The sequence below is a fragment of the Rhizobium sp. CB3060 genome, from assembly GCF_025200735.1.
Lineage (GTDB): Bacteria > Pseudomonadota > Alphaproteobacteria > Rhizobiales > Rhizobiaceae > Rhizobium.
The window spans coordinates 3,363,955-3,382,858 of record NZ_CP104158.1 but is presented as its reverse complement, the minus strand read 5'-3'; the positions used below and the strand labels follow the sequence as shown (position 1 = coordinate 3,382,858).

Below are 18,904 nucleotides of genomic sequence, written 5' to 3'. Positions count from 1 at the left end.
AAAACGGGTTTTCCGCATGTGCCGAAATGAGGCGGTTTGGTGATGATTCCGAGGCTTTACGCCATGCGCGCTAGGTCCTCGCGGCGGATTTCGTAGAGCAACGGCTCTCCCTCGATGAACCGGCTGACTTCATCGACGGCCATCTCGCCGAGGCGGGTGCGTTCCAGGCCGACGGCGCCGGCAATGTGCGGCGTCAGGAAGACATTCGGCAGATCGTAGAAGGCTGAGCTTGCCTCCGGAATTTCGGGATCGGTGACGTCGACGATCGCGTCGATGCGGCCAGTCTTCAGTGCTGCGAGCAGGGCGGCCTCGTCGACCAGCGCGCCGCGTGCCGTGTTGATGAAAGTGGCTCCGTCTTTCATCAGCGACAGGCGGCGGGCGTCGATCATATGCCGTGTCGCCGGCAGCGATGGGGCGTGCAGCGAGACGATGTCGGCCCGCGCCATCAGGAGGTCGAGTTCGGTCTTCTCGACGCCGAGTTGCCGTGCTTCCGCCTCTCCGACCATCGGATCGTAAAGCAGGATCCTATAGTCGAACGGCGCCAGCAATTCGATCACCCGCCGGCCGATGCGCGAGGCGCCGATAATGCCGACCGTTCGGCCGTAATTGCCGATCGCTTGGCTCTGCATCGGCTGCGTGCGGTTGCGATGACGGTCAGCGACATAGACGTCCCGGAAGCGGAAGACCTGCTTGCCGGCGAAGATGATGGCGGCGAGGGTGAATTCGGCGACCGGCAGGGCATTGGCCTGTGCCGCATGGCTTACCGATATGCCCCTGGCGAACAGGCTGTCCTCGATCAGCCCCTTCACGGTGCCGGCCGCATGCGCCACCAGTTTCAGATGCGGCGCCTGCGCCAATGCGGCGGCGTCGATATGCGGCGAGCCCCAAGCGGTGATCAGGATCTCCGTCTCGCTTAGCAGCTTTCGTGCTCTTTCGTCGTCAAAGCGCTCCATTGGCGCGGCGTCCAATACGCGGCCGATCACGTCGAGCCGCTGCATCAGCCCGGGCGTCAGGACATGCTGCGTCCGCGCGGGCTGCATGGCGAATGCGATGGCGGGGCGGTCTGGGGACGATTGGGTCATGCCGGTCGTCCCGGCACGTCGATGGCGCTGACGGTGACGCCTTTTTCGGCGATCAGTGCGCGCAAGCCATCGAGATCGGGTTTAGTGGGCGGCTTCGTCCAGGCGCCTGAGAGGGCAGCGGGGTCATGCTCTGCCAGGATGGCGGAAACGAGAATGGTTTCGCCTGCCGGAATCGCCCCGCGCAGTTGCGGCACCAGCGTCTTGGCAACGATAAGATTGGTATTCGGCGGCGCTTTCTGCGCCAGGCCGTCGCGCGGGATGGTCGAGCCGAGATCGAGAATGCCGCTGAAATCCGCCTCGCCGCCAACATAGGCAGCACCTTTTTGCGAAGCCAGCGTATCGGCCTCGAAATCCCGCCTAGCAATGGCAAAACCGCCTTCGGCCGTCTGCAGCGGGCGGGGCGTGGTGATCCTGTGCAGGCGGATATGCCAGGGTGCCACAGGGATCAGCCAGGTTTCGACGGTGACATCAGGCCAGGGCGACCACTTGGCGTAAAGCGTATCGCCGGCGAGCTTCGCCTCTTCATTGGTTTCGCGAACACGATAATGGAGGCCATCGTCGCTGAAGGCGAGCATGCTGTCGAAAGCGCCGCCGGCAAAGGCACGCTCGTCGCTTTCGACGCTGAAACCATAGCGGGCGGAATAGGCGAATTTGGCGTATTTTTCCGACCCGAAGCGCATCTGCAGGTTTTCCTGGCCTGAGGACAGCGCCACGACATCCGCTTTGCCATGCATCATCACCATGCCGGGGTGCTTAAGCGGCACGATCGCTGGCTCGGCGACATGCGGCTTTTCCTCGGCGGTCCAGAAGGGATGCGCCTCGGGGAGCGCCAACGGAAGGAAAGCCTTGAAGGCCCAATAGGGGGAGCCGGCTGAATTGTAGTTTTCCGACATCAGAAGATTGGGATAGCCGTAGCCGATCGGCAGCGTACCGTCGCGATTGGCGATCGGCTTGTCAGCCCACCAGCGCAGGTGCCGCAGGCAGAGCCCCTTGATCTCGCCCCAGGGCAGGGCCTCGACATCGGCGAAGGCCAGCGCCGACCAGAAGCCGGCGCAGGCGAAGCGGTAGGTGAGGCTGCGGCCGAAGGGCACGGTGGCGCCATCGGGCGCGAACCAGTGGCGAAAATCCTTGGCAAAGAGGACGGCGCGTTCGCGGTAGCGCTTGGCGCGGTCGTCATCGACGAGCCTGGAATAGATCAGCCCGTAAAAATGCATGGCGAAGGGAATGTAGTGATCGACGCGCCTGATATTGCCGTCGCGATACCAGCCGTCAGCAATGTAGAACCCGTCCAATTCCCTGAGATATTCTTCCGTCAGGCTGCGATCGAACGCCGCACCGAGCCGGTCGAGGGCGATATCGACGAGGACGCGGAAGAATTTCCAGTTGTTCTCGGCATAATCGAACGCGCGGGCATGCTTGAGATAGGCAATGAGATTGTCGCGCGCTCTGCCATCGAGCGGTTCCCAGATCTTTTCCGGCACTAGGGCAAGCGCAAAACCAAGGGCGGCGAGTTCGACCATACGCTGGTCGCGGCCGTTGACGGTGCCCCAATATTCCGGATGGCCGGGGTCGACGCCATTGGCAATCCCTTCGGCATAGCGGCCCCAATGCGCAAAATCGCCGCCGCCGGCGCCGAATGGTGCGAGACCCCAGAGCGGGCGGGCGAAGCCTTCGAGATCGGCGGCGGCGCGGTCGAAATGCGCGCCGGCGGCATCGATACGGACACGGGCATTGCCCCTGGAGAAGTACGGAAGCAGCGGATAGAACAGGTCGATCAGCGCTCGGCGCATGTCGGTGCGATTTTCCAGCGGATTGCCGGCGAGCGGGTTGGTGCTGGCGGGGTCGTAGGTCATCGGTCTGGCTCTTTTTCGGTCGTTGCCGCTAAAGAAACGGGCTCAGGTTTCGGGCGGGAGTGTGCCGCCGAGAACTGGGACGACGGCATGACAAACTTGGCGCGCGGGCGCCTCGCGGTCGCGGAAACGGGCCGTCATCAGGCCGATCGCTTCGCGTCCGATGGCCGCGCGGTCGACGCGCATGGTGGCGAGGCGCGGATTGGTCATCAGTGCGCAGGGCAGATCGTCAAAGCCGACGATGGCGAAATCATCCGGCACGCGCAGACCCGCCTCCATCACCGCTTCGAGCACGCCGACCGCGACGAAATCGTTCATGCAGAAGGCGGCGGTGAAGCTGCTATCCTCGGCAAGGACAGCGGTGGTGACGGCATGGGCCTCCGTGCTCGCACTGCCCCTAAACGTCAACGGCACGACGCGGCCTTCACCGCCTTCGACGGAGGCCATCGCCGCCTCGAAGCCACGGATGCGCTCGCGAATGGTCTGGCGATGCGAACCAGTCAGATGCAGGATGCGACGATGGCCGGCATCGATCAGGCGTCGCGTCGCGGCATAGGCGCCAAAAAAATTCGAAGGCGAGACGCCATCGAAGCGCAGTTTTGCATCGGTGCCGTTGACGAGCACGACCGGCGTGCCGCTGTCCTCCAGCCAGATGCGCAGCTCATCGGAGGGATCGATACCGACGAGGAACAGACCCTCAGCGCCGGCTGCCTGGAGATATTCCCCGATATGGTCTGGCGTGGTCCTGGCTTCGCGGACGAGGCGAATGTCGAAAGGCATGCCGCGTTCGGCTGCGCCGGCGCGCAGGCCCTCCAAAATACCCTCATAAAAGACGCTCAGGCCGCCGGTAGCGCTGTCGCTGGCGATCAGCGCGAGCGCGGCCGGCACGGTTTCCGCGGCCGGCTTCAGCGGGTAGCCGAGATCGCTCGCCACCTTGAAGATCTGCTGACGGATAGCTTCGCTGATTCCAGGCTCATTGGTTAGCACCCGCGACACCGTCGAGACGGAGACGCCGGCCCTGCTGGCAATATCGGCTTGCCTGACACGTTTGGATCGAACTTCACTCATGCGGCAATATTTCCGCAAATTATGCAAATTTGCAAGAAAAAGATTGTTTATTGCAACACGCAATAGAATTGCATATCCTATCCTCGAATTTGTCCGCACAAGGCGTCGGGAGGTCGCTGCGGATAACGCGCCATGGGCATCGCAAGAGAAGGAGGAATCTCATGCGGATGAATCGCCGTTCATTCATGATTGGAACTGCCGGGGCCGCTGCCGGTCTCGCTTTCGGTGCGGGAGGATCCCTGCCTGCTTTTGCCGATACGACACAATTGCGGGCGATGTGGTGGGGCTCGCCCGACCGCGGCAAGCGCACGGTCGCCGTCGCCGAGCTGTTCCACAGCAAAAACCCGGATATTTCCGTCGTCGGCGAGAGCATCAGCGGCGACGGCTATTGGGCCAAGCTGGCAACGGGAATGGCCAGCCAGACCATCGCGGATGTCTTCCAGCTTGAGCCGAGCACGATCTCGGATTATTCGAAGCGTGGCGCCTGCATGCCGCTCGATCAGTTCGTGCCTTCAACGTTGAATGTCGACAGTTTCGGCAAGGATGTGCTGAAGCTGACGACGGTCGACGGCAAGCTCTATGGCGTCGGCCTCGGGCTTAATTCCTTCGCGATGTTTTATGATGAGGACGTTTTCAAGAAGGCCGGCCTGACGCCGCCCGGCCCCACGACGACCTGGGCGGAATATGCCGACCTTGCCGTGGAACTGACCAAGGCTGCCGGCAAGCGCGCCTATTGGGGCGGCCCCTATGGCGCGCGCTACAACTATGTGCTGGATGCCTGGCTGCGCCAGCGCGGCAAGAGCCTCTATTCCGAAGACGGCGGCCTCGGTTTCGGCGTCGATGACGCCAAGGAATGGTATTCCTATTGGGAGGATCTCCGCCAGCGTGGCGGCACCGTATCGCCCGACGTCCAGACGCTCGATCAGAACACCATCGAGAGCAATTGCCTGGCACAGGGTAAATCGGCGATCGGTATGGCCTATTCCAACCAGCTCGTTGGCTATCAGCTCGTGGTCAAGAGCAAGCTCGCCATCACGATGCTGCCGCGCGAAAAGAAGGATGGACCTTCCGGCCATTACTATCGCCCGGCGTTGATCTGGAGCGTGGGCTCCTCCAGCAAGAACGGCGAAGCGGCCGCGAAATTCATCAATTTCTTCGTCAACGATCTCGATGCCGGCAAGGTCCTCGGTGTCGAGCGCGGTGTGCCGATGTCGCCGGCCGTGCGCGCGGCCATCCTGCCAACGCTCAACCCGGTCGAGCAGCAGACGGTGAAATATGTCGAGCTGCTGAAGGATCAGGTCGGCGCCTACCCGGCACCGGCGCCGCTCGGTTCCGGAGAATTCGACCAGAATGTCATGCGCCCCGTCGCCGATCAGCTTGCTTTTGGCAAGATCACGGTTGCTGAAGCCGCGCAAAAGCTGGTGGAAGAAGGGAAGACGAAGTTGAAGAGAGGGTGATGGGGTGAGGTTCGTTCAGAGGCGGTGGCATATGCCGCGCCTCTGACGCCGCTCCGTCCCTTTGGAACATCTCCCCCACTCGGAGGGAGACGTTCGGATTGGCAGGTCTGGATGCATCACCGGATCGCGAAGATCGTCAACGCGATCCGGTTCCGATCGATCTTGCCGCGCTCCCGATGCGCTATTCGTTGATATCGGGTTCGACGAGCTTTGCCAGATTGCGCAGCGATTCCTGCCAGCCGAGATAGCAGGCTTCAGGCGGAATGACGTTGGGCACGCCTGCCTGGGTTATGTTTACTTCCGTTCCGACCAGGACCTTCTTCAACGTCACGGTCACTGCCATTTCGCCCGGCAGGTTGGGGTCGTCGAACTTGTCGGTGTAGCGCACCAGCTCGCCGGGGATCAGCTCGACATATTCGCCACCAAAGGCGTGGCTTTTGCCGGTCGTAAAGTTGCGGAAGGACATTCTGAACGTGCCGCCGACTGTCGCTTCCAGATGATGCACGGTGCAGACAAAGCCGTTGGGCGGAAGCCACTTGGCGAGCGCGTCCGCCTCGATGAATGCGCGATAGACCTTTTCCGGGCTGGTTGCCAGGACGCGATGCAAACGTATGGTGTTCGGCATGGTTATGATCCTTCTGAATTGACGAATTGGACGACCTTAGGACGAACGATACTTCAGCAATCCGACATTGGATCGATATTCTCTTCAAATAAATTATTCATAACAAAAAATGCCGGAGCTCTTTCGAGCCCCGGCATTCCTGCCGCATGAAAGGTCGGGCTTACTTTGCTGCGTCAGCCCAGCTCTTGACCAGTTCGTCGTAGTTGACGGTGACCGGCTTTTCCTTCTCGTTCGCGATCTTCAACTGCGGAGCGAGATGGCCATTCTTGACGGCATCGGCATTCCAATAGTTGAGATCATGCTCTTCGGCGAGTTTCGGGCCGATGTCGCCCTGCACGCCTGCACGCTCGAGGCGCTGAAGCACCTTTTCCTGATCGGCGCACAGTGCATCCATGGCGCCCTGTGCGTCCTTCGCGCCGGATGCGGCATCGCCGATGGCCTGCCACCAAAGCTGTGCCAGCTTCGGATAGTCCGGAACGTTGGTGCCGGTGGGCGACCACTGAACACGGGCCGGCGAGCGGTAGAACTCGATCAGACCGCCGAGTTCCGGCGCGCGCTTGGTGAAGCTCTTGTCGCGGATGGTGGATTCGCGAATGAAGGTGAGGCCGATCTGGCTCTTCTTCACGTCTATGGTCTTCGACGTCACGAACTGCGCGTAGAGCCAGGCAGCCTTGGCGCGATCGACCGGCGTGGACTTCATCAGCGTCCAGGAACCCACGTCCTGGTAGCCGAGCTTCATGCCGTCTTTCCAGTATACGCCGTGCGGCGAAGGAGCCATGCGCCATTTCGGCGTGCCGTCCGCGTTCATGACCGGCAAGCCCGGCTTGACCATGTCGGCGGTAAAGGCGGTGTACCAGAAGATCTGCTGGGCGATATTGCCCTGTGCCGGAACCGGGCCAGATTCGGAGAAGGTCATGCCCTGTGCTTCCGGCGGAGCGTAAGCCTTCAGCCAATCGAGATACTTCTGGATCGAATAGACGGCGGCCGGGCCGTTGGTGTCGCCGCCGCGCGCGACGCAGGAGCCGACCGGACGTGAGCCGGCGTCGACCTTGATACCCCATTCGTCGACGGGCAGACCGTTCGGCAGGCCCTTGTCGCCATTGCCGGCCATGGAAAGCCAGGCGTCGGTGAAGCGCCAGCCGAGCGACGGGTCCTTCTTGCCGTAGTCCATATGGCCGAAGACTTTCTTGCCGCCGACGTCACGGCCGGTGAAGAACTGGGCGATATCCTCATAGGCCGACCAGTTGACCGGCACGCCGAGATCATAGCCGTATTTAGCCTTGAAATCGGCCTTGTTCTTCGGGTCGTTGAACCAGTCGTAGCGGAACCAATAGAGGTTGGCGAACTGCTGGTCGGGGAGCTGATAAAGCTTCTTGTCCGGAGCGGTGGTGAAGCTGGTGCCGATGAAGTCGGCGATGTCGAGATTGGGGTTGGTGACGTCCTTGCCTTCGCCCGTCATCCAGTCGGTCAGGTTGCGCACCTGCTTATAGCGCCAATGGGTACCGATCAGGTCCGAATCGTTGACCCAGCCGTCATAGAGGTTCTGGCCGGTCTGCATCTGCGTCTGGATCTTTTCGACGACGTCGCCTTCCTGGATGACGTCGTGCGTAACCTTGATGCCGGTGATGGCGGTGAAGGCCGGTGCCAGGACCTGCGATTCATACTGGTGGGTCGTCAGGGTTTCCGAAACGACCTTGATTTCCATGCCCTGGAAAGGCTTGGCCGCATCGACGAACCATTGCATTTCCTTTTCCTGGTCGGCGCGCGAGAGCGTCGAGAGATCGCCGATCTCCTTGTCCAGAAATGCCTTGGCTTCGTTCATGCCGGCATTAGCCGATCCGGCCAAAGCCAGCATCACGACTGCCGTCGTTGTTAAGAGATGCCGTCGCATATATTCCTCCCTACAGGTTGCGAGTGTATTGTCAGACGGCCAGACCCCCAGCCATCCGCATCGACTTATCTTACTGCGCCATGTGTCCGAGACGGGCAAAGGGCGCGGTAACTCCTTGAAACCGCGCTAGACCAGACGGAAAACGCCGATCGCGTAGACGACAGAAATGGCGACCGCCCACCACAGGTTCGGCCCTCCCAGGCCCAACCACGCAATATGAATGAAGGCAGCGCCGAGCAGCGAGACGAACAGCCGGTCGCCGCGCGTTGTTTCAAAATGCAGGATGCCGACGCGCGGATTACCGCCGGGCGAAAAATATTCCCAAATGGCCATGCCGAGCAGAAGCAGCAGAATGGTCACGAAAAACAGGACCGTCGGCAGCGTCCAGGCCATCCAGGAGAAATCGGTATTCATGGCGGTTTCCTCTTAGACGCGGCCGAGCGCGAAGCCCTTGGCGATGTAATTGCGGACGAAATAGATGACGAGCGCGCCGGGGATCAGCGTCAGCACGCCGGCGGCGGCAAGCAGGCCCCAGTCCATGCCGGCGGCCGAGACCGTGCGCGTCATGATGGCGGCGATCGGCTTTGCGTCGGTCGTGGTCAGCGTGCGGGCGATCAGCAGTTCCACCCAGGAGAACATGAAGCAGAAGAAGGCGGCGACACCGATGCCGCTTGCGATCAAGGGAATGAAGATCTTGATGAAGAAGCGCGGGAACGAATAGCCGTCGATATAGGCCGTCTCGTCGATCTCCTTCGGCACGCCGGACATGAAACCTTCAAGGATCCAGACCGCCAGCGGCACGTTGAACAGGCAGTGCGCCAGGGCTACCGCGATATGAGTGTCGATCAGGCCGAAGGCCGAATAGAGCTGGAAGAAGGGCAGCGCGAAGACCGCCGGCGGCGCCATGCGGTTGGTCAGCAGCCAGAAGAAGACGTGCTTGTCGCCGAGGAAGCGGTAGCGCGAGAAGGCGTAAGCTGCGGGCAGCGCGCAGGCAACCGAGATCACCATGTTCATGACGACATAGGTGATGGAGTTGATATAGCCCTTATACCAGGACGGATCGGTGAAGATGATCGTGTAATTGCGCAGCGTCGGCTGGTGCGGATAAAGCGTCAACCCGCTGACGATCTCCTCATTGGTCTTGAAGCTCATATTGACGAGCCAGTAGATCGGCAGCAGCAGGAAGATGATGTAGAGCGTCGGCACCACCCAGGACCAGCGCCCTTCCTCTTTATGTCGGCTCACCGGCTGCGTGCCGGTCGTCGCGGTAACACCGGCGACGGGGCTGGAAGCCGCTATCTTGTTCATCGTGTTATCGCCTGCGGAGGTCGTAAGAGGTTTGCCGCTCATCGCGTCTCTCCCGCATCATAATTGGTCATGACGGTGTAGAAGACCCAGGACAGCAGAAGCACGATCAGGAAGTAGATCAGCGACATTGCCGCTGCCGGGCCGAGATCGAACTGGCCAAGGGCCATCTTGACGAGATCGATCGACAGGAAGGTCGTTGAATTGCCAGGGCCGCCGCCGGTGACGACGAAGGGTTCGGTATAGATCATGAAACTGTCCATGAAGCGCAGGAGCACGGCGATCAATAGCACGCGGTTCATCTTCGGGAGCTGGATGTAGCGGAAGACGGACCAGCGCGAGGCGCCGTCGATCTTGGCGGCCTGGTAGAAGGCATCGGGAATGGAGGCGAGGCCGGCATAGCAGAGCAGCACGACGAGGCTGGTCCAGTGCCAGACATCCATGATGATAATCGTTGCCCAGGCATCGGCCGGATCGGAGACGTAGTTGTAGTCGATGCCGAGGCCGACGAGGACGTAGCCCATCAGGCCGATATCGCTGCGGCCGAACACCTGCCAAATCGTCCCGACGACATTCCACGGGATCAGCAGCGGCAGTGCCATCAAGACCAGGCAAACGGGGACGCCGATACCCTTCTTCGGCATGTTGAGAGCGATGAAGATGCCGAGCGGCACCTCGATCGCCAGGATGACGAAGGAGAAGATCAGGTTGCGGAGCATCGAATCCCAGAAGCGGCTGGAATGAAGGATCTCCTCAAACCACTGTGTTCCCGCCCAGAAGAAGACGTTGTTGCCGAAGGTGTCCTGCACCGAATAGTTCACCACCGTCATCAGCGGGATGACGGCCGAGAAGCCGACCAGCAGCAGTACGGGAATGAGCATGAACCAGGCTTTGTTGTTCCAGGTCTTGTCCATGATCAGGCTCCCATCTCGACGCGCCAGGAGTTGGCGTAGATATTGATGCCGGCGGGATCGAAGGCGATGTGCGGTTCGGCCGGCACGGTCTGGTCCTCACCGATGATTGCGGTGATCTCCTGCCCTTCCAGTCTGGCGCGCACCACCTTGCGGCGGCCAAGGTCCTCGACCTTGGTCACGGTCGCCGGCATGCCCTCGCGGCCGAGGCGGACGAATTCCGGGCGGATGCCAAGTTCGGTCTTGCCGCCCTGTCCATTGATGGGGGCGCCAGGCAGCGCGACGGTGCTGCCGGCGAGACGGGCGTTGCGGCCCTCGATCTGCACAGGCATGACGTTCATGCCCGGTGAACCGATGAAATAGCCGACGAAGGTGTGGCGCGGCCGCTCGAAGAGATCGTTCGGCGTGCCGATCTGCACCACCTCGCCGTTATACATCACCACGACCTTGTCGGCGAAAGTCAGCGCCTCCGTCTGATCGTGGGTGACATAGACCATGGTGAAGCCGAAGCGGCGGTGGAGCTGCTTCAATTGCGAACGCAGCACCCATTTCATATGTGGGTCGATGACCGTCAGCGGTTCGTCGAACAGGATGGCGCTGACATCGGAGCGCACCAGGCCGCGGCCGAGAGAGATTTTCTGCTTGGCATCGGCCGTCAATCCGCGCGCCTTGCGATGGGCACTGTCGGAGAGGCCGATCATCTCGATGATCTCATCGACCTTGCGCTTCACTTCGGCTTCCGGAACGTGTCGGTTGCGCAAGGGGAAAGCGAGGTTTTCATAAACCGTCATCGTGTCGTAGACGACCGGAAACTGGAAGACCTGGGCAATGTTGCGCTCCTGCGTCGACAGTTTGGTCACGTCCTTGCCGTCGAAGAGGATGCGGCCTTCCGAGGCGCGCACGAGGCCGGAAACGATGTTGAGCAGGGTGGTCTTGCCGCAGCCGGACGGTCCGAGCAAAGCATAGGCGCTGCCGTCCTCCCAGCTATGATGAACTTCCTTCAGCGCATAGTCCGCATCGGATTTGGGGTGGTCGTTATAGGCGTGTCGTATATGGTCCAGGTCGATGCGTGCCATTGGCCCTGTCTCTCCTCAGGCAGCCCGTTGCAGGGCGGGTGTGACTGCGGCGCCGTTGGTGTCGAACACCATGATGTGGCGCGGGTCGATGTAGACATCGATCGAGTCGTCGACATCGATGTCCTCGACGCCCTGGATCAGCATGACCCAGCGCCGGTCGGCGAAATCGATGTGGATGAAGCTTTCCGAACCGGTGATCTCGGTCACCATCACCCTTGCCGGCGCTGCGACCGCTTCGGAGGTCTGCGGCTTCAGCGCCAGATGGTGCGGCTGGAAGGCGATGGTGTAGGGGCCGTCCGGCTGGCTTTCTAGGCCCGGCGGTACGGGCAGGCTCATATCGCCGTTCAGCACGAAGAGATTGCCGCGCTTGTCGAGCGAGATCGTGTTCAGCGGCGGATCGGCGAAGGTGACGGCGGTGATCAGGTCCTTCGGCCTGCGGAAGACATCGATGGTCGGTCCGAACTGGGTGATCTTGCCTTCCGACAGGGTCGCGGTATTGCCGCCCAAAAGCAGCGCTTCCGAGGGTTCGGTCGTGGCGTAGACGAAGATGGCGCCGGATTCGGCGAAGATTTTCGGCAGTTCGGCGCGCAGCTCTTCGCGCAGTTTATAGTCGAGATTGGCGAGCGGCTCATCGAGCAGCACCAGGCCTGCATTCTTGACGATGGCGCGGGCAAGCGCCGTGCGCTGCTGCTGGCCGCCGGAGAGGCTGAGCGGCAGACGATCAAGGAAGGGGCCGAGCCGCAGAAGATCGGCCGCTTTCTTCACTTCGCGGTCGATCGTCGCCGCATCGATGCCGCCGAGGCGCATCGGCGATGCGATATTGTCGTAAACGGTCATGGCGGGATAGTTGATGAATTGCTGGTAGACCATGGCGACGTTGCGGCGCTGCACGGGCACGCCCGTGACATCGGCGCCGTCGACGTGGATCGTGCCCGAAGTCGGCTTGTCCAGCCCGGCCATCAGCCGCATCAGCGACGTCTTGCCTGAAAGCGTCGGTCCGAGGAGGACATTCAGCGTGCCGCGCTGCAGCGTCAGGTTCGTTTCGGCAATGTGCGTTTCGCCGCCGACCGCCTTCGACACGTTTCTGAGTTCAAGCACCATATGCTCCTTCCATGCATCGTATGGGGACGCTGCGACGGATTGCTGGCCGTAAGGCCTGTTTTGTTGCCCATTGGGTAGCGATCTGGAGGATATAAACCCGCCGCGATCGTTTATGCCTTTACTGTCCGAATGCCCCGTTCCTTCGACAGATTCGGGAGCGGCGGCGGGATGGTTGTGGAGAAGTAAATTGCGTCGATCCGGATGCGAGGGATTCGCGATGACGCAAACCGAGGCGAGCACGGTTCGGAACGCGGCAGACGCGCTCGACCGGACTGCGGCTCACGCAGCAACCAATGACATCCGTGACGTCGATTTGAGCTCTGGACAATTACCTCTCCCCTCGTTTCGATTTCTACCCCTCATGCGAAAACCGAAACTAGAATGACGATAAATGAAGATAAAGGAATGTCAAACGAAAATTGGGCGGGTCGCAATTTCCGGCCGAAACCGACATCAGGGTATGCGCCTTCATCCGCAGCATAACTGTTTAGGCGACACTGAAAATGGCTGAAAGTCACTCCGAATACAGAAAGCCGAGGCGGCGATTTTGTACCGCAGACCTGGCTTTACCGCACGAATAGGGCCGAAGAATCTGGCGAAAAAGTCGCGATCGTCCTCGGCAAGATAGCGCCTGGCCTTTTCCGGATTAAGATCGACGACCGATCGATGACATCGATGAAACCGTTCTTGACGATCACCTCCGACAGGCCTTCGGCAACGTCATACCACCAGTCGGGATCGCCTGTCGCGTATTCGAAAGCAATAAAGTTTGCCGGAAGCGTGGCCGAAACCTGGATCACGCGGCCTACTCGAGCAGACCGTTGGCTGTGCCGCGCGGGGCGAATAAAATGCAGATCAGGCTCGAAACCCGCAAGCCTGTCCGAAACATCCTCCGATCAATCGCCTTGGCGGAATGGATACCTCAAGCGGCGGCGACCTGGATTTCCGTCTTGACGGAATTGGCAATGAAGCACTGTTCATGCGCCAGGTGGTGCAGTTCTGCTTGCATTGCGGCGGTTGGCGGTTCCCCGGCATAGACGATGGTCGGATTGAGCTCAACGCGGCTGACGATCAATTTTCCGTCGACCTTTTCCATCACGCCGATCGCCTTGTCGGTATAGCTCTCGACGACGATCCGCTTGGGTGCGGCGAGCGAGAGAAAGGTCAACATGTGGCAACTGGAAATCGCCGCGATGTAGGCCTCCTCTGGATCGACATTGGCTTCCACGGAATAAGGAAGCGGAACGATATGCGGCGAAGCCGACGCCGGCACGACTTGGCCGCCGTCAAAGCGCCAAATGTGCGCGCGGCTGTAACGCTTGTCGGTGAAGACTGCTCCTTCGCGCTCCCAATGTACCTCGACGGTCATCTTCATATCAGATCATCCTTTGTCGGCATGGAAAGAAGTCTTGCAGTCGTTTGAGTGAGATGGTGGCGAAGATGCTGCGCGGCAGCGTCGACATCTCCCCTGACACAAGCGGCAACGATCGCGGCGTGTTCCTCGAAAAAATCAATGCGCTCCTGGGCGCCACGCTTTTGATGAAGGCATGCCCGCCGAGATTCTCGTCGAAGCGTTGCAATGGTTCTCAGCAATCGCGTATTTTCGCACCCGCTATACAGGGTCAGGTGAAACTGTTGGTCCAGCTCCTCAATCCCTACCGGATCGTACTCTGCGAATAGCTCATCGTTGAGCCTTTCAGCCTTCCGCAAGGCGGAAGGCAAAAGCAACGGCACCGACTGCTCCAAGGCGGCGACCTCCAGAATAGCCCGAAGCTCGGTAAGTTCACTTGCCTCCCCTTCCGAGAGGATCGCTACCGCCAGACTTCGATCCGGACGCCGCACGACCAAGCCACTCCCAAGTAAGCGGTCCAGGGCCTGCCTGACCGGTTGGCGGCTGACCCCGAAACGCTCGGCGATCGATTCCTGCTTGAGAACGGAGCCTGGTGCCAATTCACCTGACTCAATCTCGTCCCGCAGCTCGCTGAAAATAGACTTTGGATCCATGGATCCAAAGTAATGCTCTTTCCCGAAATTGGTCAAGCCTTAATCAGGAGGCGATCCCAGCCGCGTTCGTCGCAGGGCGGGGGCGAGGCGCGGCGTGTCGATGACCGGCGGTGATCCCGGGGATCGTGCATATGCTGTGCTGGTGCGGGTGCTGGAAGGATTGTCCTGTCGTCGACGGCGGCTCGGCGCGCTGACCGGCAGGACCAGAGTGGCCTAAAGCCAGTTGATACGCTTCAGCACCCAGAGGGTCGCGATCGAGGTGATCGTTACGAAGACGACGATGATAACGAAGGCCCAGGTGTCGTTGACGCCGGGGATGCCACCGACATTCATGCCGAAGAGGCCGGCCACAACGCTCGGCGGCAAAAGCAGGGCTGCGAGGGCGGCAAGGCGGTTGGAATTGCGGGCGATGCGCTCGCTGATGACGGTCGACAAGTCGTCGTGCAGGATGCTGGTGCGGTCGCGGATGGCGTCGAGATATTCGATGTAGCGCATCAGCTTGTCGATCACTTCGCGCATGCGCAGCTTGTCGCGCTCGGCAAGCCAGGGCGCATCGTCATGCTCGATGCGGTTTAGGGCATCACGTTGCGGCGCCAGATAACGGCGAAGCTGCACGGCTCGCCGGCGCAGCAGTTTCAGGCGCTCGCGCACTTGGCCGGCTTCGCCGTGAAAGATCAGTTCGTCGAGTTCGTCCACCTCTTCATCCATGGCGTCGAGCACGGGTTCGAGGTCGCGCACCAGCTTGTCGCCGATCAAGGCGAGCAGGTCGCCGGTGCGCTGCGGCCCTTTTTTCTTTTCCAACGACAGACGGATATCGCGCAGCGCCGTAATGTAGTGGCCGCTGTCGCGGAGCGAAACGATGCGCTCGCCATCGACCCAGAGATGCAGGGGCACAAGGTCGATATCGGCGGGTTTCTGCGTCGCGCCGTCCGGCGATGTCGCGCAGACGCCGCGCAGGATGATCAATAGCCCGTCGCCCACCGGTTCGACGCGAGGGCGCGAATCCTCCTCCAGCAGGGCTTCGATGACGAAGGGGTCGAAGCCGCTTTTATGCATGACCCAGTCGGCTGCGGCAGGATGGTCGCGCTCGAGATGTAGCCAAGTCACACCCTGCCCATGCTTCCACTCGCTGAGCTCTTCCATGCAGAGCTGCTTGCAGCCGCCACGTCCGTCGAGCTGGGAAGCGAAACGCAAACCCGGTTCGGTGCCGTAGCTGACCGTCGACGTGTTGGGTGCATCCGTGGCGCCTTGGTCCATCCGTCCTCCCCCGACAGCAAAAAAAGCGCAAGCAGCACAAGCGTTTGTGGCGTGCCGGCGATATTTTATCAGTTCGGGTCAAGGTGGCAAGGTGGAGGTGCGGAGAAGCCCCTCATCCGGCTCGTGAGCTTGTCGAAGGGCGGCCGCCCTGTCCCGCGTGCCGGGAGAGGGTTGTGTGAGGGGCAATTCTTGCTTGGAAATCAGATAGAGGCAGGTGCTCTCAACGCGCGGCCCAGTTGGCGCCGCGGCGGAAGATGGTTTTCATCTGCGGCACGTTGAATTCCTTGGCCTGGTGGCCGAGTGAGGAATAGAAGACGCGGCCCTTGCCGTATTTGCGCTTCCAGGCGACCGGCATGACGACGCCGTCGATCCAATAGGCATGATCGCCGGTAAATGTCGTGGTTGCCAGCACCTCGTTCGACGGGTCGACATGCATGTAATATTGCTCGGATGTGTAGGGGAAATCGGTGATCCCCTCCATGATCGGGTCATCCGATTTTGTGATGTTGACCGTGTAGTCGATGATGTTGCCGGGATGGGCGACCCACTGGCCGCCGATAATGAACTGATACTCGACGCATTCCCGGAAGCTGTCGCCTGCGCCGCCGTGATAGCCGGCGATGCCGACGCCGCTTTCGATCGCGGCGGCGAGGTTCTTCACCTCTTCCTTCTCGATCTTCGACATGGTGACGATCGGCACGACCAGGCTGAGGTCATGGATCGACGGGTCGGCAAAGGCTTCGGTGCTGTTTTCGAGGTAGACCTTAAAGCCATCCTCTTCCAGCACGTCGCGGATGATATGGGCGCATTCCTGCGGTTCGTGACCGCTCCAGCCGCCCCAGACGATAAGTGCTTCGCGCATGATATTCCTCCTGAAACTGTGTCGTTAGCGGCCGATCTGTCCATCGACCAGAGATTCGGACAGAGGGGCCGGACGCTCTGTTTGCGTCGTGATGGCGATCGTGCGGCCGGTGTCAGAGGCCGTCTGGAAGGCTTCCATGACTTCGAGCACATGCAGCGCGAGGCTGCCATCGGCGCGGTGCGGCCGGTTGGAACGGATGGCATGCGCCAGATCGGCGACGCCGAGCGAACGGTAGTTGCCGTCGGCATAGGGGGCCGCGACTTCGCGTTCCTCGAACTGGCCGCCTTTCTTGAGATATTCGACCGGGCCGCCGAAACGGTTCGGATCAGGCACGATCAGCGTGCCTTCGGTCCCATAGACTTCGAGCGGCACATGCTTGTGGCCGGCAACGTCAAAGCTCATGCCGATCTGCACGACAGCACCGTTGGCGAAGGCCATGACGCCGGCAACATGGGTGGCGACATGCACGGGGATGCGCTCGCCGTTGCGCGGCTCGCTGGTGATGATGCGCTCCTTGCGTGGCGTCACGGCAAAGCCGGCGACCTGGGAGACGGGGCCGAGCAGGTTGACGAGGTCGGTGATGTAGTAAGGTCCCATGTCGAGCATCGGGCCGCCACCGACTTCATAATAGAAAGCCGGATTCGGATGCCAGCGCTCGTGGCCGGGGCACATGAAGGTGGCGGTGCCGCCGACCGGGATGCCGATCGCGCCTTCGTCGATGATCGCGCGCGCCGTCTGGTGGCCGCCGCCGAGGAAGGTGTCCGGGGCAGCGCCGATGCGCAGGCCCTTGGCGGCCGCGGCATCCGCAAGCTTCTTGCCCTCCGCGAAGTTGATGCCGAGCGGCTTTTCCGAATAGGTGTGCTTACCGGCGTCAAGCGCTTGCAGGCCGACGGCGACATGTGCTTTCGGAATGGTCAGGTTGACGATGATCTCGATCGTGGGATCGGCAAACAGGGCCGCGACATCGACGGCCTTCAGACCAAATTCGGCGGCTTTGGCTTCGGCGAGTTCGCGATTGAGGTCGGCCACCCCTTTGATGTCGAGAATGGGGAACGATTTCATCGCGGTGAGATAGGCGCCGGAAATGTTTCCGCAGCCGATAATGCCAATGCCGACCTTTTCCATAAAGCTTCCTCCGAATGAAGTGTTCGTGCATGCCTTGCGGGGTCAGAGCGCCGGTGCCGGCCCTGTCGTTCCCCAAGGAGATTCGTAGAGTTCGCGCAGCGCCACAACGGCCGCGCCCTGCGCCCAGGTTTCATCTGTCGACTGGTCGAAGACGAGTTCGGTCACGCCCTTGATCGATGGCGGGATTGCCAGCGAATAGGCCTCTCTCAGGCTGTCGAGGAAGGGTTGGCCGAGCGCGAGGCTCGAGCCGACGAGGATAACGCGCGGCGGCGCAAACAGCGTGACGATATTGGCTAGCGCCATGCCGCAGGCTTCGCCGGCGCGGATCGCCGCGCCGATCAGCGCGTTGTCTTCGGCGGCAATCAATGTTTTGGCATGCGCCATGCCGCGGCCGAGGCGGATGGCTTCGGCAAAGCGGCCGCCGCTCGGCTGGTCGCCGAGGATCGCGCTTTCGCCCGCCAGGCTCGCGAGCCTGACCGTGCCCTGCGGCCCGATGCCGAGCGTGAGGTCGCCGAGATTATGACTCAAGCCGCCGGCGCCGCGAAACAATTGGCCGCCATGCAGCACGCCGAGGCCAAGCGTCTGTTCCAGCGACACCAGCACCATGTCGTCAAGATCTCTCGCCTCGCCGAACCAATGATGCGCCAGCGTGATCGCATGGGCATCGCTTTCGACGATGGTGGTAACACCCAGCCGCTCCGACATTTCCCTGGCGAAATCGACGCCGCTCTCGCGGAAAATCGGGCTAGAGCGCACATGGCCGGTGCGGTGTTCGATGACGCCGGGCAGGCCGAGGCAGACCGAATCGATTTCATCGAGCGCGAGATTGGCATCGACGACGCAGCGGCGCACCCCGTCCTCGATCAGGTCGGCGATGACGCTGATCGGCTGCCGGTCGACGCGAAGGGCGAGCGTCAGCGTCGACTGCACTTCGCCGCGGAAATCGGCGACGACGAAGACCATGCGGTTCGCGGCGATTTTTGCGCCGACGACGCGGGCGGCGTCCGGATTGAGCTCCAGCATGACGCGCGGCCGCCCACGGGCGGCGGCTTCACGCAGGTCGCCTTCGGTGCGCGCCAGGATCAGGCCGTCATCGAGCAGCGAAGCGGTGATCGCCGATACGGTCGTGGTCGAAAGCTGGGTGCGCTCGCTGATTTCGATACGCGCGATCGAACCCGCCCGCCGGATCGTATCCAGCACGTTGAAGCGGTTGATTGCCCGCATAAGCTCGGGGTCTGCTGTTTTCATGTGAATGGTGCCGAATGACGAATCCGCTCGGCTGCGGCCTGA

At 61.3% G+C, this 18,904-nt stretch carries 18 protein-coding genes; 1 reads left to right on the top strand and 17 read right to left on the bottom strand.

The annotated features are described in order from the left end of the window. Nucleotides 1-56: 56 nt before the first annotated feature. From N2601_RS16360 to N2601_RS16350, 3 genes are read right to left on the bottom strand one after another with little or no spacing between them, the layout of a single operon-like run. On the bottom strand, nt 57-1,082 hold the full coding sequence (locus tag N2601_RS16360) for a hydroxyacid dehydrogenase (RefSeq protein ID WP_104824781.1): 1,026 nt from the start codon (nt 1,080-1,082) through the stop codon (nt 57-59). Further along, a complete protein-coding gene (locus N2601_RS16355; RefSeq protein ID WP_104824780.1) occupies nt 1,079-2,935 on the bottom strand; it encodes a DUF2264 domain-containing protein in 1,857 nt (618 codons plus the stop codon). The genes N2601_RS16360 and N2601_RS16355 overlap by 4 nt, the downstream gene beginning before the upstream one ends. Before the next feature lie 42 nt (nt 2,936-2,977). Continuing rightward, complete coding sequence (locus tag N2601_RS16350; RefSeq protein WP_104824779.1) at nt 2,978-4,000, bottom strand: LacI family DNA-binding transcriptional regulator; 1,023 nt, start codon at nt 3,998-4,000, stop codon at nt 2,978-2,980. 161 nt (nt 4,001-4,161) lie between these two features. On the opposite strand from N2601_RS16350, the gene N2601_RS16345 reads away from it, so the two are divergent. Further along, entirely contained in the window at nt 4,162-5,457 is a 1,296-nt protein-coding gene (locus tag N2601_RS16345) for an ABC transporter substrate-binding protein (RefSeq protein WP_260303203.1), read from the top strand. A 181-nt stretch (nt 5,458-5,638) separates the two neighbouring features. Here the strand turns inward: N2601_RS16345 and N2601_RS16340 are convergent, their stop codons facing one another. The 14 genes from N2601_RS16340 to N2601_RS16275 all read right to left on the bottom strand — a co-directional run bounded on the left by N2601_RS16340 (nt 5,639) and on the right by N2601_RS16275 (nt 18,862). Beyond that, the gene (locus N2601_RS16340; RefSeq protein ID WP_104824777.1) at nt 5,639-6,082 is read right to left on the bottom strand and encodes an SRPBCC family protein; all 444 of its coding nucleotides are present in this window, start codon (nt 6,080-6,082) and stop codon (nt 5,639-5,641) included. A 160-nt stretch (nt 6,083-6,242) separates the two neighbouring features. Beyond that, nucleotides 6,243-7,973 (bottom strand): ABC transporter substrate-binding protein, encoded by a 1,731-nt coding sequence (locus N2601_RS16335; protein WP_104824776.1) that lies wholly within the window; start codon nt 7,971-7,973, stop codon nt 6,243-6,245. Nucleotides 7,974-8,099: 126 nt separating this feature from the next. Next, nucleotides 8,100-8,387 carry a DUF2160 domain-containing protein gene (locus N2601_RS16330; RefSeq protein ID WP_104824775.1) on the bottom strand — a complete coding sequence of 96 codons (288 nt, stop codon included), beginning with the start codon at nt 8,385-8,387 and terminating at the stop codon, nt 8,100-8,102. A gap of 12 nt (nt 8,388-8,399) precedes the next feature. Further along, complete coding sequence (locus N2601_RS16325; protein WP_104825266.1) at nt 8,400-9,281, bottom strand: carbohydrate ABC transporter permease; 882 nt, start codon at nt 9,279-9,281, stop codon at nt 8,400-8,402. Nucleotides 9,282-9,319: 38 nt separating this feature from the next. Further along, nucleotides 9,320-10,192 carry a carbohydrate ABC transporter permease gene (locus N2601_RS16320; RefSeq protein WP_104824774.1) on the bottom strand — a complete coding sequence of 291 codons (873 nt, stop codon included), beginning with the start codon at nt 10,190-10,192 and terminating at the stop codon, nt 9,320-9,322. 2 nt (nt 10,193-10,194) lie between these two features. Further along, on the bottom strand, nt 10,195-11,265 hold the full coding sequence (locus N2601_RS16315) for an ABC transporter ATP-binding protein (protein ID WP_104824773.1): 1,071 nt from the start codon (nt 11,263-11,265) through the stop codon (nt 10,195-10,197). 15 nt (nt 11,266-11,280) lie between these two features. Continuing rightward, complete coding sequence (locus N2601_RS16310; RefSeq protein WP_104825265.1) at nt 11,281-12,363, bottom strand: ABC transporter ATP-binding protein; 1,083 nt, start codon at nt 12,361-12,363, stop codon at nt 11,281-11,283. A gap of 569 nt (nt 12,364-12,932) precedes the next feature. Beyond that, nucleotides 12,933-13,166: a hypothetical protein gene (locus N2601_RS16305; RefSeq protein ID WP_245463910.1), complete on the bottom strand. Its 234-nt coding sequence runs from the start codon at nt 13,164-13,166 to the stop codon at nt 12,933-12,935. Nucleotides 13,167-13,288: 122 nt separating this feature from the next. Further along, on the bottom strand, nt 13,289-13,741 hold the full coding sequence (locus N2601_RS16300) for an OsmC family protein (RefSeq protein ID WP_445944966.1): 453 nt from the start codon (nt 13,739-13,741) through the stop codon (nt 13,289-13,291). Further along, nucleotides 13,738-14,406, bottom strand: coding sequence for a GntR family transcriptional regulator (locus N2601_RS16295; RefSeq protein WP_260303202.1), 669 nt, complete (start codon nt 14,404-14,406; stop codon nt 13,738-13,740). The genes N2601_RS16300 and N2601_RS16295 overlap by 4 nt, the downstream gene beginning before the upstream one ends. Before the next feature lie 177 nt (nt 14,407-14,583). Continuing rightward, a complete protein-coding gene (locus tag N2601_RS16290) occupies nt 14,584-15,627 on the bottom strand; it encodes a CorA family divalent cation transporter (RefSeq protein WP_104824771.1) in 1,044 nt (347 codons plus the stop codon). 220 nt (nt 15,628-15,847) lie between these two features. After that, nucleotides 15,848-16,489, bottom strand: coding sequence for a ThuA domain-containing protein (locus tag N2601_RS16285; protein WP_104824770.1), 642 nt, complete (start codon nt 16,487-16,489; stop codon nt 15,848-15,850). 24 nt (nt 16,490-16,513) lie between these two features. Beyond that, a complete protein-coding gene (locus tag N2601_RS16280; protein WP_104824769.1) occupies nt 16,514-17,614 on the bottom strand; it encodes a Gfo/Idh/MocA family protein in 1,101 nt (366 codons plus the stop codon). A gap of 42 nt (nt 17,615-17,656) precedes the next feature. Further along, on the bottom strand, nt 17,657-18,862 hold the full coding sequence (locus tag N2601_RS16275; protein ID WP_104824768.1) for an ROK family transcriptional regulator: 1,206 nt from the start codon (nt 18,860-18,862) through the stop codon (nt 17,657-17,659). Nucleotides 18,863-18,904: the final 42 nt, after the last annotated feature.